Raw genomic sequence first — 17066 nt, forward strand, 5'->3', positions numbered from 1 at the left:
ATGTGTATCTTCATCTAGCCCAAAAAACTCGCCGATGAGCTCCATTGCAATCACTTCAGGATCAGAAAGGGAAGGCATAGTCCCTCGTTCACGTAATCGCTGGCCTTTAAGTAAATCATTAAAGGTATCATCAACCCAGCAATAAACTGCTATGATAAACTCTTCTACTGACATCCCCTGTCCCTTTGAATTTGTTTCGGCAAAACAAAGGTTGGGGTCAGGGGTTGTCATTTCAAACTAATAAAAGTCGAGCATCGCGTTACTTTATCAATAAATAGGGTTTTATCATCATGGTTGGTCTCAACATATGCTTGAGTTGTTATCACTTTTCTCTTTGCTGCACATGACGTAAGTTGCAGTGTAATTAGGCAGACAAGAAAGGTACAGGAAGATGTAAATAAAAAGTGATTTGTCATATTGTTAGAGTTTGCAAGAGCGTGAATGTACTAATTAGCTGGAATATATACCCAAAACGAAGGTTTTTTAGGGGCGGCCGTCAAGCGATGAAGCCCCAAGAGCTTATATTAATAAGTGACTGGGATGAAGAGTGCTGACAACAAACCCTAAAAATGATTCGTGAAGGGTATAACCATGATTACATAATGAGAGTATCTATTTCGATTTTGTGTAGTCACTTTGTAGTGGGTGTAGCATACTTCACCTGATTATTATTAATATTACCAAAAAATTGAGAAGAAATATCGCTTGAAAAAGGCAGTATTATGACATTTTGAGTAATATTTAAGATATACCCTTCACTTACCATTTTATACGCTCTATCCCCCACGGGTCAGCGAAGCAGTCTTAATATTGAGTAGAGAACTACTATATAGTTATAGCTGGTTTTGTCCCTGTAAACATTAATTCATTACTCGCTACAAAATGGATGAAAAGTGTACAGTTATGCTGAGTAGATTTAAAATGTTTATGGCTTTTATCATGCTTGTATTATTCTTGATGGCTTGGTTTAAGCTGGACTCAAATCCGGATATTGACTCGCCATTAATTTGGCAAGCGCAAATAGCTGCGTTTCAAGAAGAAGATCGTAAACGTCCCCCTAAAATAGGGAGTGTACTGTTTGTTGGTAGCTCTAGTATACGGCTTTGGAGAACAATTGCTGAGGATTTCGTACCACTTAGCGTGATTAAGCGTGGATTTGGTGGGGCTACATTAAATGATGTCATCTATTATGCTGAAGAGGTCATTTTTTCATATCAACCCCAAGCCGTTGTACTTTATGTTGGCTCTAATGATATTAAGTCGCCTTCCCCAAAGTCTCCAACTGAAGTATTACACTTAACAAAACAGTTAGTTGAGAAAATTCAAAAGCGATTACCATTAGTACCCGTATTTTTTATTGCCATAAACCCAACACCAAAGCGTTGGCATTTATGGCCAGTTATTCAGCAAGCTAACAAATTGATTAAAATGTATGCAGTTAAACAGCCAAATGTGATATTTATTGATAGTGCAGGGTTTTTTTTGGATAAAAAACAGGCACTGCGGCACTCATTATTTAAAAAAGACCAGCTTCACTTGAATCAAACTGGTTATGCTCAATGGTTAAGGGTAATTAAACCGGTGCTGATGAAGCATTTAAAGAATGAATCTGCTCAAAGCTCAAGCCATATTTTCCGAGATAAGTTCTTAGCCTGTGAGAGTCATTGGGTGTCTTTTTCTGGGTTCTGGACACATTGAACAGCTTTCTACCAGCTTCCGCTAAGCTTTTCGCATTCAAACACGCGTTAATCACATATAAAAGCTGCTGTTGATCAAATAAGTCAATATTTGCTATCGCTTCTTTTGAGAGGAACTGTTCAAGTGCTATTCCTTGCTTGTCAGCTAGAGGTGTTGGAGATTGCCATGCTTTGTTGAGCTGGAGAATTTCTTCTTCTACAACACTTTCTGTAATTCGTCCTCCAGGTGCTAGCGTGGCCATTCTTAATACACATGCATTAAGGTCCCGAAAGTTTGCTTTCCAAAGTGCCACTGGTGATAAAGCAAAGTTTAAAAATAAGGTTTTGGCTGCACTATTAAATGTCACTAATGATCCATGTTGTTTAGCAAATTGCTGTAGTTCATATTCAAGGTTAGGTTCTAGGTCTTCAATTCTGTCACGGAGGCCAGGAAGGTCATAGCTCCATAAATTGATTCGTGCGAGTAAATCTTCTCTAAATCTGCCTTCAAGAACCGCTTGCTGTAAGTTTTGGTTTGTGCCAGCGATTAACTGGAAGTTGCTATGAATAGGCTGGTCACTTCCCATCGGGTAGAATGTTTTTTCTTCAATAGACTTTAGAAGCATTGCTTGTTCATCGAGTCCTAATTCACCTATTTCATCAAGAAATAACAGTCCATCATGTGCCGTTTTTAGTAGACCTAAACGAGACTGTAGAGCCCCTGTAAAAGCTCCTTTTTTGTGACCAAAAAGGGTGGACATAGCATTGTCGCCATGTAATGTCGCACAGTTTATAGCAACAAACTCACCTTTAACCTGTCCACGCTGTTTTTTTAGTGCGTATATTTGTCTGGCTAACTGTGATTTTCCTGCTCCAGTAGGTCCTGTGAGCAGGATTGGTGCTGTAGAGCGAATAGCCACTTGTTCAAGCTGGTTAATCAGCCTATTAAATTGTACATTACGTGTTGAAATACCGGACTTAAGTAACTGTTCTCCAATAAGCTGCTCATTACGGAAACGCTGGGCTATTTGATCATATTTAGATAGATCTAAATCAATAACGTGATACTGTCCCTTGGCAGCAATGCTGGGGGATGGAGAGGTTTGTAAAAGCTTACCTGGAAAATAATGGGCTTCAGTGAGGAGGTAAAGACAGATTTGAGCAACGTGAGTGCCTGTTGTTATATGAATATAATACTCGTCGTTTTCACGATCAAATGAATAGCTGCTCGCAAAGTCGTGTAAGGCACCATAGACTTGTTCGAAGTCCCAGGGATCTTCCCAGCTTACTTTATGAATGTTAACTGCGGTGTTAGGCGATATTTCTTTTATATCCTCAGCTACTTTTTGCCCCATTCGCATATAATTGGGGTGAAGAATCATTTCTAACCGGTCAATATGAAGCTCAGGGTGCATACAAACTGCCACATTGGGGCGCCACTTATCCCAGCGATTGGCACCACGACCTTTTTGGTCAAGCACGGTTCCTAACAGGCTGATTTCTACAGTAGCCATTTACTTATCCTATCTGATATTTAATATCATATAAGATAATAGTAGAAATGGTGAACCTCGTATACATGCCTTGATCAAACTGATTTAAGTCACGAGACTCTTAATATTTTGTATTGCGTGCTGAGTGTTGTGGGTGGTTATACTGCAGCTGGTTTATTAAAAGGAAATCGATTCTGATGAAAATTCTTCACACTTCTGATTGGCATCTTGGGCGTACCCTGTATGGCAAGAAACGCTATGTAGAGTTTGAAGCATTTTTATCCTGGCTTACTTCGACAATTCAACTGCATCAAATTGATACTTTGTTAATTGCTGGAGACGTGTTTGATACTAGTACACCTAGCCATCGATCTCAGGAATTGTATTATCGTTTTCTATGCGATGTCTCTGGAACCTGCTGTAGGCATATCATAGTTATTGCCGGCAATCATGACTCACCTTCATTTCTTAATGCGCCAAAATCATTATTACGAGCATTAAATGTACATGTTGTAGGGGCTATTACAGAAAGCCCTGAGGATGAAGTCATCACCTTGTATGATGAATCAAATACACCGCAAGCGATAGTGTGTGCTGTACCTTATCTAAGAGATAAAGATATTCGTAAGGTTGAGCCTGGTGAAACACTTGAAGATAAAAATATCAAACTTGTAGAGGGTGTAAAGCAACATTACAACAGGGTTTGTTCAATTGCTGAGGGAAAACAAAAAAACTTTGAAAATGCAGGATATACAGGGATACCTATTATTGCAATGGGACATCTTTTTACAATGGGAGGAAAAACTATAGAGGGGGATGGGGTCAGGGAGTTGTATGTTGGTTCATTAGCGCATGTTGGTAAAGATGTTTTTCCCTCTTCAATTGATTATCTTGCATTGGGCCACTTACATATTCCACAGTGTGTGGCGGGTACACAGTACATACGTTATTGTGGCTCACCTATACCAATGGGATATGGCGAAGCTTCACAGCAAAAAAAGGTAGTTATAGTGGAGTTTAAAGATAGTACGATGGGTATTCATGAGTTAGAGATACCGTGTTTTCAAAAGCTGGAGCGAATTTCAGGCTCGCTTGATGTGATTTTGGCTAAAATAGACCAGTTAAAATTAGAAAAAAGCTCTGCATGGTTAGAAATAGAGTATATCGGTAAAGATGTTATTAGTAACCTTCGTGAAGTTTGTAATGAAGCTGTGATAGGCACTGAAATGGAAATCCGAAGAATAAAAAATAAGCGGGTTATTGATAAAGTGATGTGTGCTATGCAGGAGGAAGAAACACTCGATGATTTGGATGTCAGAGAAGTGTTTAAGCGTTGCTTAGATGCACATAATGTCCCTAATGAAAAACGGACAGATTTAATAAATTCGTATAATGAAATCGTTAAATCTCTCTATGAAAAAGACATTAATGCTGAATAGAGAGATTAATGATGAAAATTCTGCAACTTCGATTTAAAAATTTAAACTCACTTTATGGTGAGTGGTTTATTGATTTTACTCATCCAGAATATCTATCAAATGGCATTTTTGCATTGACTGGACCTACAGGTGCAGGTAAATCAACGATTCTTGATGCTATTTGTTTGGCTCTCTATGGTGCTACACCTCGGCTGGGCAGAATAACAAAAAGCAGCAACGAAATAATGTCTCGTCAAACAGGAGAATGTTATGCTGAGGTACTGTTTGAGACCCAGGTAGGACGTTTTCGATGCCATTGGGGTCAGCACCGTGCAAGGAAAAAAGCAAATGGTAAGCTTGCTGAGGCAAAACATGAGATTAGTGATGCAGACACTGGAAAAGCAATAGAGACTAAAAAAAGTTTAGTCATAAATGTCATTGAAGAGAAAATGGGAATGGATTTTGACCGATTTACGCGCTCCATTCTTTTAGCTCAAGGTGGGTTTGATACATTTCTTAAAGCTGACGCAGAACAAAAGTCTAAAATTTTAGAGCAAATTACAGGTACCGAGATTTATTCTTCCATTTCACTTTATGTTCATCAACGCTTACGTGATGAAAACGAAGTATTAAATTGTCTACAGGTAGAAGTTGCAGGTATTAATACACTGGATGAACAGCAGGAAGAGGATATTAAGCAGAAGCTGAATAATATAGAACAGGAAGCACTTTTAACTGAAACCCAGCTAAAAGAAAACATTAAAGCTGTGACATGGCTAAAGAATATCGATGAGTTAAAAAAAGAAATAAACTTAATTAGTAATGAAGAAGAAAGCTTTTTATCTGAATATGAACATTTTTCCGAAGAGCGAGAGCGCTTAAAGAAAGCATTAAAAGCCTCTGAATTAGATGGCAAGTATGCTTTGTTAAATGAAGTTCGTAATCAGTTAGCTGAAGAACAACAAAGCCTTAATGATGAAGAAACGAAACTTCCTTCTTTGTATTTGGATGCATCGAAAAAAGAAGCACTATTAAAACAGGCAGAGCAAAAGATTTTTGAAACTAAAAATGAACAAAAAATATTAGTGCCGTTACTTCAAAAAGTTCGTTCAGTTGATCACCAAATCACAGATAAAATGAAAGCAATAAGCCATTGTAACGATGCTTGTAAAAAAACATCTGAAATAATCTTGAGTGAAGAAGATCAACTAAAATACTATAAAACTAATTATCATTTATTACAACAAGAATTTAACGCTGTAGAGACATACTTGCACCAACATCAAGCTGATGAGTGGCTTTTGAGTGGATATGCAGGAATAGAAACGCAACTTGAAAGACTTAACACAATACAGCACGATATCACGGGAAAAAAAACAGAAAAACAAGCTTGTATAAGTCGTTTTAACACTACGAAACAAGCGTTGAAATCGATCCATGAAGAAATAAAACACATATCTCAGAAACAGAGCCAAGTAGAACATTCTATTCAGTTGAAGCAGCAGGAACTAGAAACACTACTTAATGGGCGATTAGTTAGGGAGTATTTGGCTGAAAGAGAAGCGTTATACAGAGAAATGGTTTTACTGCAAAAAATTTCGGATCTGGAGTCTGAACGTGCCTGCTTGGAAGATGGTAAACCATGTCCACTATGTGGTGCTAAGGACCATCCTTATGCAATGGGAAATATTCCAGAAAAAAATGAGTGTGAAAAAAGGATTGCTGACTTATCAAGTCTAATTGAAAAAACTAATTTAATTGTAGAAGATCTTAACAAGCAAGAACAGATAAAACTTAAGTACCATAATGAGCAAGTTGAAGCAGAGAAAAAACAGATTGCTTTGAGTAGTGAGTGTCAACAATTAGAAAAAGAGTGCTCAGTTATAAATACTCAGCTTAGTTGTGGGATTCAGGAATATGAAGATGTGAAGCAATCGATATGTGATAAGTTAAAGCCTATAGATATAGTTGAACTACAGGAGTTTAATGCTTCTGAGTTACGTATACGCCTTAAAGAACGAATGAAAAACTGGCAACAACAGAAACAAAAAAAAGAGATATTAGCCCAGCAAAAAAACGATTGTGAAAGTAAAGTTAAAACGATTACTGCAATACTAGAAACGCATAGCTTATCTCTGAAAGAAAAACAAGTAGAGCTCAGTAAACTTCAGGTAGAGCTAGAAACTTTGAAAAACGAGCGCCATGTTTTATTTGGTGTAAAAAAGGCAGATCAGGAAGAGCAGCGACTAACTGAATCTCTTGCTGATGCTGAGCTTTCAGAAAAACAAGCCAGAACGAGTTATATTTCAGTACAACAGCAGTTAAGGATATCTGAATCAAGAATCAACAGCTTTAAAACTCAAATTTCTAATAAGAAAAGTGATTTAAATAAAAAAGAATATGAGTTTAAGGCGTTGCTAGCTAAAAACTTGTTTCCGAATGAGCAGGTATTTATTGATGCTAGATTGTCAATAGAAGCACGAAATAAGCTCCAGGATAAAGAGCATGAACTGGAAAAGAAGCGTGCAGAGCTTGCGCATAAGATGAAAGATAGAGAAGCTCGTTTAGCAACAGAGATCAGAAAAAGTATTACTAGTTTGACACTTGATCAACTAGAGTCTCAGCAAAAAGGGTATGATGATACATTTTCGCAACTACGAGATAATATTGCTGATCTTAAAAATCAGTTAACCGAAAATAGTGCAGCAAGAGAGCGTGTTAAGGAAAAAGATAATGAAATTGAAAAACAAAAAAATGAATGCCTTCGTTGGCAAAATCTACATACGTTGATAGGCTCTGCAGATGGTAAAAAATACAGGAACTTTGCTCAGGGGCTCACTTTTGAACGAATGGTTTCACATGCAAATCGTCAACTTGAAAAAATGACAGACCGTTATCTATTTATTAGAGATGAAAAAGAACCTTTAGCGCTTAATGTAATAGATAATTATCAGGCAGGTGAAGAACGTTCTACTAAAAACCTCTCAGGAGGAGAGAGCTTTATTGTTAGTTTATCGTTAGCGCTTGGGCTGTCTCATATGGCAAGCAAAAATGTACGGGTTGACTCACTATTCTTAGATGAGGGTTTTGGTTCATTAGATGAAGAAGCCTTGGATATCGCTTTGGAAACCCTGGCTGGACTTCAACAAGAAGGTAAGCTAATTGGTATTATTTCACATGTAACAGCACTAAAAGAAAGAATCAGCAGTCAAATTCATGTTATTCCTCAAACTGGTGGACAAAGTGTTATTTCTGGGTATGGTTGTAAAAAAGTGCTGGGTTGAATTTAATTAGTTAATATTCTTTAGTTTTTGGTATGAGATAGATCCTGTCTAAAGTTGGTGATGTGTTGTATTTTGAGTGATAGATGATTTGGCTTTCAACAGAATTTTTTTGCAAAAAATAAAAAGGACTACTCAACGATATTAAGTGTGTAATAACTCTAATTAATTTTTGCTGAGTAATCGTATATTAAAGGTATGTATTAGGTAACCAAGGAAGTTATGATGAAAAGTATAAGTTTGACAAAAGTCCATAAATATATTGCTATTGCAGCAATATCGGCCTTGCCTCTCAGCAGTTTTGTTCATGCAGACACAGAAAATTTTAGGCCTGGACATCATGGTGGTGGTTTTATGGCTCCTATGATTGTCTTTAAATTGGCTGAGTCTCAAGATATTGACAAAATTTTGAATGAATTAGAGTTAACGCCAGAGCAAATTAGTAATATTAAAACACTGGTCACTGAGGCTAAAGCTGAAAAAGACAGAGCTTTTGCTGAAGCAGGTGTGACTGAGGAACAGGTGAAGCAGTTAATGCAAAATGTACATAAAGCTGCCAAGCCTTCAATGGATCATTTGAAGGAAGAGCTAACAATCTCTAAGTATCAAAAGTTGCGCAAACTGCTGCACTCAGGGCGACCTGATAAGCCAGGCAAGCCTGATCGTCCAGGTAAACCAGGGGGGCCAACTATTCCCGATGAGCCAATGCCTCCAGCTCCAGATGATGTGATTATTGTTCAGTAATTAATTGATGCTTATATTTGATTAATTTTATAGGCTGCTTAGTGCAGCCTATTTTATTATCAACGGGCGCTTACCACAAAGATGGGGGTAGCTTAAAAGTGTATGGATTAGCAATACCGTATTAGGCATAAATCACCCTTCTCCATAAGTATGACCTTTGATAGCATATCAGCAATAACTCTGGTTGCTCTCCGAAGCAAAGGGTATACAAAGCTCAATCAATTGATGATGAGGTGCTGGCAATGCCAACATATGATTATCGCTGCCCAAGTAACGGACAGGTTGTTGAAGTATTTCATGGCATGAATGAAGAAATTCTCACTTGGGGAGCACTGTGTCAGCTAGCAGGTGTTTCACCTGGAGATACAGATGTCAATGCTGAGGTTATTAAGCTTGCTACAGGCGGTAATGTTGTGTCTAGTCAGGCCTACAGAACGAATGAACCGCCTTGTGCAACAGGAAAACCTTGCTGTGGTGGCGGTAGCTGCGAGTTTAGTGGTTAGCTTATTTCATATGACACAGAGATCAATAGCCTTTCCAATCATCTCGCTACCTATTACAATCAGCCATTGTTGCCTTTGCAAGGTTATTGATAGAGAGTCGATAACTCACTGATATTGGAACGCTCTTACCTAGGAAATAGCTTAAGACTAATTGCTAAGGCAACTAAATGTAAGAAATGTAAAAAAGTAGATTAGTAGCTACATAATTAAAAACAAGATAATAAAGGCTATAACGTTCAGGTGTCGCTTTCAGCAGTAAAATGATCCAGTTACTGAAATAAATAAGACACTTTTTTAGGACAAAGCTAGCCACCAGCACTTGGAATGATTTTAAAAGCAACATGCTTTGCTGCGTGTTGTAAAGCAAACTCGGTAATGGTCTGATAATCACTATTTGCTGATGTATGGCGGATAGCAGTTGCTATATTCTGGTTGTCAAATGGCCATCATACGTGTTTGTAGACAAGTTTTATCATTCGTTAAAGGTAAAACACCTTATGAGCATAGAAGAAAATGGCCATCATATTGTGATTGTTGGTGGGGGTGCTGGCGGTCTTGAACTAGCCACTAAGCTAGGAAAGACGCTTGGCCGCAAAGGGCGAGCTAGAATAACCTTAGTTGATGCTAATTTAACTCATGTCTGGAAGCCGTTGTTACATGAGGTGGCGACTGGCTCAATGGACTATACCGCTAATGAAGTTAACTATCGTGCCCAAGCGAAATGGAATGGCTTTGAGTTTCAACTTGGTCGAATGACTGGCCTGGAGCGGGATAAAAAGCAAATACATTTAGCGCCTGTTATTGATGAAGAGGAAGGTGAAGTTGTTGGTGAGCGTATCATTAACTACGATAGCTTAGTTATTGCTGTGGGTAGTCAGACCAATGATTTTGGCACACCAGGTGCTGCAGATCACTGCTTATTCCTTGATAGTTTTGCACAAGCAAAACGTTTTCATAAAGTTCTCCTTAATAGCTTCCTCAAAGCCAATTATGACAAGGTACCGCTCGATATTGCGATTATTGGGGCTGGTGCAACAGGGGTTGAATTGGCTGCTGAGTTAAGGATGGCTTCAAGAGAATTACCTGTCTATGGGTTAAACCATATCTCCCGAGATGATATTAATATTTCTTTAGTTGAGGCGTCGCCTCGAATCTTACCCGCATTACCTGAGCGAATCTCTTTGGCAGCAACAAAAGAGTTGGAGCGACTAGGAATTAAAGTTATTACTCATGACTCGGTTAAAGAGATTCAGGCCCATGGTTTACAGTTAGCCAGTGGAGAGTTTATTCCTGCGCAATTGAAAGTCTGGGCTGCAGGTATTAAAGCGCCTGAGTTTTTAACCACGCTGGATGGTTTGGAAACAGCCCGAAATAATCAGCTTGTGGTTAAGCAGACATTACAGACAACAAAGGATGAATCTATTTTTGCGTTGGGTGATTGTGCAAACTGTCCACAACCAGACTCAGATAAACCCGTGCCTCCCCGAGCTCAGGCAGCTCACCAGCAGGCAACGTTATTAGCTAAAACATTACAGCGGCGCTTGCAAGGACTAGATGCCATCCCTTATGTTTACAAAGATCGCGGCTCACTGATTTCGTTCAGTCGGTATGGTAGTGTGGGCAACTTAATGGGGAACTTAACGGGCAAGAACTTAATGATAGAAGGCCGCGTTGCTCGGTTTATGTACGTGTCCCTTTATCGGCTTCATCAAATAGCATTACATGGCTTTTTTAGAACAAGCCTTATTTGGCTAAACGACAAAATTAATCATGTCATTCGCCCCCGTCTGAAATTACACTGAGTTGTGTTAGCCAAGGAAGGCTTGCTTTACTTTTTAAAAGTGATCTTTAAAGGCTATACAGCATGAAGATTAACAATAGCAAATTGTTGTTGGTCATCAGACCAAATCGCGTCTACTTTAAAGCCTGCAATTCGCACTAATTGTTCAAAGCTGTTCAGTGAATATTTATAAGAGTTCTCTGTGTGAATATTTTCATTCATACGAAAGTGAAAAGTCTTTCCTGAGATATGTGCGATTTGATCAAGGTTGCTGGTTAAATGCATTTCCATGCGAGAGTGTTTAGGGTTGAAGAACGCACAATGGCTAAAATAATCAACGGTTATATTACCATGCAATTCCCGATTAATATGGTGAAGGATATTTAAGTTGAATTGGGCTGTTATTTTTTGTACATCATTATAAGCTGCATGTAGTACTTTGATGTCTTTTAATAAATCAATACCCATTAGTAAGTTGCTGCCTATCCCCTGTGCATCATGAATACGTTGCAGTAACTCTATTGCTCTACGAGGCTCAAAATTGCCAATACTTGATCCTGGAAAAAAACCAACAATAGAAGGTTTGTGTGAATCGTGTAAGGTTGGTAATTTCCAAGGCTTGCTATAGTCTACACATGTTGCATGGATTGCTAGGTCAGGAAAGTGAGTAGCTAAAGCGTTTACTGAGTTTAGTAAATGTTCTTTAGAAATATCCAGTGGCATGTAAATAGCGGGCTGTACGGCTTCCAGAAGGATTTTGATTTTTTGGCTGCTACCACTTCCATACTCTACCAAAATGCTTTCTGGGGCGATGTGACGGGCAATATCATCTGCATATTGTTGGAGTATACTAATTTCACATCGAGTTAAATAATATTCTGGTAGCTGTGTAATTTTGTCGAAAAGTGCAGACCCACGCTGATCATAAAAATATTTGGCAGGTAGCTGTTTGGGGTGAGTAGATAAACCTGTGAAAACCTCATCCCGCATACTTTCTAATTTGGGATGTAAATCATGAAACTGTATTTTTTTTTTAGTTGCAGTCATGAAACTAAGCTCTTGTTTAATTCATTACCAGTCGAATGCCACTAAATTGCCAGCGGTGATGAGGGTAAAAAAAGTTTCGGTAAGAGGCTCGTATATGCTTTCTAGGGGATACACAGGAGCCACCCCGAAGTACAATTTGATTGCACATAAACTTGCCGTTGTATTCACCGATTTCACCATTAAAGGTTTGAAAGCCTGGGTAGGCCTGGTAGCTTGAAGACGTCCATTCCCAGGTATCCCCAAACAGCTGTTGTATACCATTACTCAATCGAGCTGCTTGGGGGTGATAGTGGCCACTTTCTAAAAAATTACCATCTTTATGTGTCGTTGATGCTGCAGATTCCCACTCAAACTCAGAGGGTAGACGACAATTTGCCCAACGCGCGTATGCATCAGCTTCATAAAAGCTAATATGTGTTACAGGTAAATTTAAATCTAATGGACGAAGGCCTGCGAGGGTATACTCGAAAAAATCACCTTCCATTTTTTTCCAGTACAGTGGTGCCTGCCATTGGTGCTTTTGAATACATTCCCAACCATCAGCCAACCATAATGCAGGTGTTTGATAACCACCATCTTCAATAAACTCTAAATAGTCACCATTGGTGACCAGTCGCGATGCTAAACGATAAGGTGGTAAAAAGACCTTGTGAGCGGGTATTTCATTATCAAATGCAAATGCTTGCCCTTGATAGCCAACAGTGTGTTCTCCGCCGGGTAATTCGATAAACTCCAACATGGGGGTTTCATTATGTGTGGGGTCGGAGATTTCTTCGTAAGCAGGATAAAGTGGATTTTGAAATAAATTATACTTCAAGTCAGTTAAAAGTAATTCTTGATGTTGTTGTTCGTGATTGAGGCCAAGTTCAGTTCGAAATAAAATATCATCATAACCTGATGAGATAGGGTTACACCTGTGCAGTAACTGTTTCATCTCGTTGTCAACATAACGGCGATAATTATAAATATCTCTCACCGTTGGACGAGACAATAAATGACGTTTTTCGCGAGGAAATGGCGTACCTACACCTTGATAATAAGAATTAAACAGTTGCTCAAAAGACCAGTGATAAGGTTCGTAATTTTTAAGCTCACGTTTAAGTAAAAAAGTTTCAAAAAACCAAGTAGTGTGTGCTAAATGCCATTTTACTGGACTGGTTTCAGTGATGGCTTGTAAGCAATAGTCTTCTATTGCTAATGGGTTGCACAGCAACTCTGTTTGTTTGCGTGTATTGATATATTCTTCATAGAGCTGTAGAGGTTTACTCAACTCTTTTATTGCAGAAGTCACAATACCTTCCTTGTGGTATAATCCTTTGTTTCTAATAATAGATCAGACTAAATATTTAACCAGTTATGTTTTAAAGTTTTTAATGGGCACTCACAATGTGTTATATAGCAGAGCAATCACATATACCCTTTATCTTAAAAGCTATTTTCTAAAACACTTTTGCCTAAAGTCTGCATAACGTTCTGCAAACATAACGTGGGATGATTATCTGTGTGAGTATAGTTAAGCTACCAGCAAAAAATAGAAAAGAGAAAGGTGTTAAGAAAAATTTCAAAAAATCGCAAACAATATGTAAAGTGTGTAAGCCGTCTAAATGCTTTCTTTAAAGTCATAATAAAGACAGCTTAATGCTATTTGTATACCCAATACGAATGGTTTTTAGGTGTGGCCATCGAGTGACGAAGCCCCATGAGCCTATATTAATAGGTGATTGGGGTGAGGAGAGACGATAACAAAACCTAGAAATCATTCGTGAAGGTTATATTCAGTGGTGGGGTACAGTGGTGCGTTATTGTTCTCGTCTACATTGACTCACAGTGGTAAGTATTTGTTTTAGGAATAGGATATATGCGTCCCCTTGAACTTTTATATTAGATGCCAGCGGATCTAGGGACGCAATGGTAATTGGCAGTCCATCAATGAGATTATCAACAATGGCACTGTTAAACTGAGGCTCAACAAATAAACACGTTTTACCCAAAGTTTTAAGGTGCTCTCTCAGTGAAATCACTTGTTTTACACCTAGCATTCTTTCTGGAGAGGCACTGACATAATCCACAACGGGTAAGTTGTAGTAATGCTCCAGATAACCATAAGCATTATGAAAAACAACTAAAGGCAAAAGGCTGTCAGGTTGTAATTGAGGCTTGAGAGTTTTATTTAATTTGTCGAGTTGATTTTTGAAGCGAACAAAATTATCACGGTATAAAGTAGCCCGTTCTTTATCTATATCGCTTAATTTAAGCATTATTTGCTGGGCAATGACTAATGCATTATCAGGTCCTAGCCAAATATGTGGGTCAATATCCAATAGGTGCTCATCATGCTTATTACTGTGCTCTGTGTTGCTATGCTCATGGCTGTGCTGATCATGTAGCAGTTTAATTTCTGGTAGTGAGATAAGCTTTAGCGTTGATTGGGATGCCTTTTGGCTGAGTAGCTTTGGTAAAAAGCTTTCTAGTGTCGGACTTACCCAGATGAGTAAATCTGCTTCATTTACTTGTCGGATATGATTGGGCTTTAAGGCAAAATGATGAGGTGATGCACCAGGAGGTAACAGCACTTCTGGAGAGGAAACTCCCTCTGTAATTGCAGCAGCAATTAGTTGGATTGGTTTAATTGATGCGACGACTTTTGGAGGAGAAGATAAAGTAGCATTAGCAAATGGTGTGGTAAAAGCCAGTAAAATACATAGTAACTGGCGTAACCACTGAGAATGAATACAGTGTTTTATGAGTGAAAGAAGCTTAGGCAACATAGCAAACCTTGAGCACCAGAAGTCTATACAGGGAGTGTGCATAGTACACTAGTATGTTATATTATAACAATTATGTTTCAGGTTTGCTCCCAGCATGAATACCAAGAACCCCACAGCGCTGACTCCCCATAATCATGACAGCTGTATCGCCAGTGCGTTGGAGAAAGCTCAACAGGTTTGTCAGCGGAATAACGTAAGACTGACGGAGTTACGTCTTCGGGTTTTAGAGCTTGTATGGCGTAGCCACAAACCTTTGGGGGCTTATGATATTTTGGCAGTGCTCGCTAAAGAAGATGGTCGTAATGCTGCTCCTCCTACCGTTTACCGTGCATTAGATTTTTTATTAGAGCAGGGGCTCATTCACCGAATCGCATCTCTCAACGCATTTATTGGCTGCTCAGACCCTGAATGTCCGCATCAAGGCTATTTTCTTATTTGTAACCAGTGTGGCATTACCTTGGAATTACATAGTGACAAGGTGAGTAAAAGTATTCAGCGGGCGGCATTAGAGTACGATTTTCAAATTTCTCATGAAATGGTTGAAGTGGTGGGTGTTTGCCCAAATTGTAAGGTTTAGGATACTTTATGTCGGTACCATTACTACAGCTCACAGATATCAATGTATGCTATGCAGACCAACCAATCCTACAAAATGTAACGCTATCCATTTCTGAAAAGGAAATTGTCACGCTTATAGGACCAAATGGTGCAGGTAAGACCACCTTGGTTAGAGTAGTGCTGGGTTTGTTAAACCCCACTTCTGGAACACGACAAATGCGGGATGGTGTAACCATCGGGTATATGCCTCAAAAAGTAAGTGTCGAGCCTACGTTGCCTCTTTCAGTAAAGCATTTCCTCCGGCTTGCCAAAAAAGAAAAAGCAACAGATATTTCAAAGGTTCTGCAGCAAGTTGGCATAGCACATTTGGTTAATCAACCTGTATATGGCTTGTCTGGTGGAGAGATGCAACGCGTGCTGTTAGCAAGAGCCTTATTGCAAAAACCAAACTTACTGGTCCTTGATGAGCCAGTTCAAGGGGTTGATATTACTGGACAACGAGAGTTGTACAAATTAATTGCAGCACTTCGCTCAGAACTGGGGTGTGGTGTGTTAATGGTCTCTCATGACTTACATTTGGTTATGGCGGCGACGGATAAGGTAGTTTGTTTAAATAAGCATGTGTGTTGCTCTGGGCACCCTGAACATGTGACAAATGATCCTGCATATATTGCATTATTTGGTGAGCAAGAAAGTGAGTTTGCTGTTTATGCTCATCATCATGATCACACCCATAGTACAGATGGAGCCGTTATCCACAATGATTGAGTTTTTAGTTCGTGCTTGTTTAGCGGGGCTAGGTATTGCTGTGATTGCAGGTCCGCTTGGCTGCTTTGTGGTTTGGCGTCGTATGGCGTATTTTGGCGACACACTTGCACACTCTGCCTTGTTGGGCATTGCGTTGGGAATTATGCTAGAAGTCCAGTTGAATATTGCTGTAATTATCTGTTGTATATTATTAGCATTATTATTGGTGACTCTTCAGCAAAACCGCAACATTGCTACAGATACTCTGCTTGGAATTCTTGCTCATAGTACATTGTCACTGGGGTTGGTTATTGTCAGCCTTATGGATAATATTCGCATAGACTTAATGGGCTATTTATTTGGTGATTTATTAGCAGTAAACAATGTTGACTTGTTGTGGATTTATAGTGGCGGCATTTTAGTGATTGGTTTGGTTTGCTGGTTATGGCGTCCTTTGTTATCAATTACTATTCATGAAGAGCTTGCTCGGGTAGAAGGTATTCCAGTTAATACCATGCGCATGGTTCTGATGCTGTTGATAGCGATGGTTATTGCAGTTGCCATGAAAATTGTTGGTGTACTTTTGATCACATCACTACTAATCATTCCTGCTGCCACTGCACGAAAACTCGCCGCTTCTCCTGAGAAAATGGCAATATGGGCAAGTGGGTTAGGTTGTCTTGCTGTTATTTTAGGTATTGCTCTATCATATTATTACAATACTCCCACAGGGCCTTCAGTGGTGGTGGCTGCTGGATTATTGTTTATCTTAGTAACCGCTCTGCCTATGAAACGATCCTATTAGTTTATGAAATTTAACGCGATGCTCGACTTTTTAGCCTATTAATTTAGCTAACTGAAGAGGAGCATTGCCTTGGTTCCTATTAAATAATACACACAAACTGTGTGATAATAGCTTGCGGGTAATTCGATTAGTCAAGCTCCATAGTGTTCTGCCTTTGGTTCGCTGAATATTAAACCTTTCTACTAGCTGACCAATCGTTGTCTCAACCCGTCGTCGGACCCGGTTTAACTGTCCCCTCCATTTCTC

12 protein-coding genes and 3 pseudogenes are annotated in these 17066 nt (G+C 39.1%); 9 read left to right on the plus strand and 6 right to left on the minus strand.

The window, feature by feature from the left end; all coding sequences use genetic code 11:
* Positions 1 to 174, minus strand: a pseudogene (locus F607_RS30475) (IS982 family transposase); the annotation flags it as partial.
* 783 nt (positions 175 to 957) lie between these two features.
* On the opposite strand from F607_RS30475, the pseudogene F607_RS35620 reads away from it, so the two are divergent.
* Positions 958 to 1551: pseudogene (locus tag F607_RS35620) on the plus strand (GDSL-type esterase/lipase family protein); the annotation flags it as partial.
* A 22-nt stretch (positions 1552 to 1573) separates the two neighbouring features.
* On the opposite strand, the gene rtcR reads toward F607_RS35620, so the two are convergent.
* On the minus strand, positions 1574 to 3190 hold the full coding sequence (rtcR, locus tag F607_RS0118705) for an RNA repair transcriptional activator RtcR (RefSeq protein ID WP_027709314.1): 1617 nt from the start codon (positions 3188 to 3190) through the stop codon (positions 1574 to 1576).
* Between the two features lie 176 nt (positions 3191 to 3366).
* Here rtcR and F607_RS0118710 point away from each other — a divergent pair, with 176 nt between their 5' ends.
* From F607_RS0118710 to F607_RS0118730, 5 genes are all read left to right on the plus strand, one after another.
* Complete coding sequence (locus F607_RS0118710) at positions 3367 to 4608, plus strand: exonuclease SbcCD subunit D C-terminal domain-containing protein (protein WP_027709315.1); 1242 nt, start codon at positions 3367 to 3369, stop codon at positions 4606 to 4608.
* An 11-nt stretch (positions 4609 to 4619) separates the two neighbouring features.
* A complete protein-coding gene (locus tag F607_RS0118715) occupies positions 4620 to 7871 on the plus strand; it encodes an AAA family ATPase (protein ID WP_027709316.1) in 3252 nt (1083 codons plus the stop codon).
* A gap of 219 nt (positions 7872 to 8090) precedes the next feature.
* Complete coding sequence (locus F607_RS30480; protein ID WP_157365531.1) at positions 8091 to 8612, plus strand: hypothetical protein; 522 nt, start codon at positions 8091 to 8093, stop codon at positions 8610 to 8612.
* A gap of 242 nt (positions 8613 to 8854) precedes the next feature.
* Positions 8855 to 9115, plus strand: coding sequence for an FmdB family zinc ribbon protein (locus F607_RS0118725; RefSeq protein ID WP_027709317.1), 261 nt, complete (start codon positions 8855 to 8857; stop codon positions 9113 to 9115).
* Between the two features lie 497 nt (positions 9116 to 9612).
* Positions 9613 to 10917, plus strand: coding sequence for an NAD(P)/FAD-dependent oxidoreductase (locus tag F607_RS0118730; protein ID WP_027709318.1), 1305 nt, complete (start codon positions 9613 to 9615; stop codon positions 10915 to 10917).
* Between the two features lie 53 nt (positions 10918 to 10970).
* Here F607_RS0118730 and egtD read toward each other — a convergent pair whose 3' ends face one another.
* The 3 genes from egtD to F607_RS30490 all read right to left on the minus strand — a co-directional run bounded on the left by egtD (position 10971) and on the right by F607_RS30490 (position 14710).
* Positions 10971 to 11942, minus strand: coding sequence for an L-histidine N(alpha)-methyltransferase (egtD, locus tag F607_RS30485; RefSeq protein WP_038291807.1), 972 nt, complete (start codon positions 11940 to 11942; stop codon positions 10971 to 10973).
* 16 nt (positions 11943 to 11958) lie between these two features.
* Positions 11959 to 13233 carry an ergothioneine biosynthesis protein EgtB gene (gene egtB / locus F607_RS0118740; RefSeq protein WP_230400435.1) on the minus strand — a complete coding sequence of 425 codons (1275 nt, stop codon included), beginning with the start codon at positions 13231 to 13233 and terminating at the stop codon, positions 11959 to 11961.
* A gap of 508 nt (positions 13234 to 13741) precedes the next feature.
* The gene (locus F607_RS30490) at positions 13742 to 14710 is read right to left on the minus strand and encodes a zinc ABC transporter substrate-binding protein (protein WP_051311625.1); all 969 of its coding nucleotides are present in this window, start codon (positions 14708 to 14710) and stop codon (positions 13742 to 13744) included.
* A 94-nt stretch (positions 14711 to 14804) separates the two neighbouring features.
* Here F607_RS30490 and F607_RS0118750 point away from each other — a divergent pair, with 94 nt between their 5' ends.
* Genes F607_RS0118750 through znuB form a run of 3 tightly spaced genes read left to right on the plus strand, consistent with a single transcriptional unit; the run spans position 14805 to position 16820 of the window.
* Entirely contained in the window at positions 14805 to 15287 is a 483-nt protein-coding gene (locus F607_RS0118750; RefSeq protein ID WP_027709320.1) for a Fur family transcriptional regulator, read from the plus strand.
* A gap of 8 nt (positions 15288 to 15295) precedes the next feature.
* On the plus strand, positions 15296 to 16036 hold the full coding sequence (gene znuC / locus F607_RS0118755; RefSeq protein ID WP_027709321.1) for a zinc ABC transporter ATP-binding protein ZnuC: 741 nt from the start codon (positions 15296 to 15298) through the stop codon (positions 16034 to 16036).
* Positions 16029 to 16820 (plus strand): zinc ABC transporter permease subunit ZnuB, encoded by a 792-nt coding sequence (gene znuB / locus F607_RS0118760; RefSeq protein WP_027709322.1) that lies wholly within the window; start codon positions 16029 to 16031, stop codon positions 16818 to 16820. Before znuC ends, znuB begins: the two co-directional genes overlap by 8 nt.
* Before the next feature lie 30 nt (positions 16821 to 16850).
* On the opposite strand, the pseudogene F607_RS34750 reads toward znuB, so the two are convergent.
* Positions 16851 to 17066: pseudogene (locus F607_RS34750) on the minus strand (IS982 family transposase); the annotation flags it as partial.

Source organism: Zooshikella ganghwensis DSM 15267, from assembly GCF_000428585.1.
Classification (GTDB): domain Bacteria; phylum Pseudomonadota; class Gammaproteobacteria; order Pseudomonadales; family Zooshikellaceae; genus Zooshikella; species Zooshikella ganghwensis.

Excerpts from the sequence above, each read along its gene's own strand:
- rtcR (WP_027709314.1), bottom strand. The coding sequence starts at position 3,190 with ATGGCTACTGTAGAAATCAGCCTGTTAGGAACCGTGCTTGACCAAAAA.
- F607_RS0118710 (WP_027709315.1), top strand. The coding sequence starts at position 3,367 with ATGAAAATTCTTCACACTTCTGATTGGCATCTTGGGCGTACCCTGTAT.
- F607_RS0118715 (WP_027709316.1), top strand. The coding sequence starts at position 4,620 with ATGAAAATTCTGCAACTTCGATTTAAAAATTTAAACTCACTTTATGGT.
- F607_RS30480 (WP_157365531.1), top strand. The coding sequence starts at position 8,091 with ATGATGAAAAGTATAAGTTTGACAAAAGTCCATAAATATATTGCTATT.
- F607_RS0118725 (WP_027709317.1), top strand. The coding sequence starts at position 8,855 with ATGCCAACATATGATTATCGCTGCCCAAGTAACGGACAGGTTGTTGAA.
- F607_RS0118730 (WP_027709318.1), top strand. The coding sequence starts at position 9,613 with ATGAGCATAGAAGAAAATGGCCATCATATTGTGATTGTTGGTGGGGGT.
- egtD (WP_038291807.1), bottom strand. The coding sequence starts at position 11,942 with ATGACTGCAACTAAAAAAAAAATACAGTTTCATGATTTACATCCCAAA.
- F607_RS30490 (WP_051311625.1), bottom strand. The coding sequence starts at position 14,710 with ATGTTGCCTAAGCTTCTTTCACTCATAAAACACTGTATTCATTCTCAG.
- F607_RS0118750 (WP_027709320.1), top strand. The coding sequence starts at position 14,805 with ATGAATACCAAGAACCCCACAGCGCTGACTCCCCATAATCATGACAGC.
- znuC (WP_027709321.1), top strand. The coding sequence starts at position 15,296 with ATGTCGGTACCATTACTACAGCTCACAGATATCAATGTATGCTATGCA.
- znuB (WP_027709322.1), top strand. The coding sequence starts at position 16,029 with ATGATTGAGTTTTTAGTTCGTGCTTGTTTAGCGGGGCTAGGTATTGCT.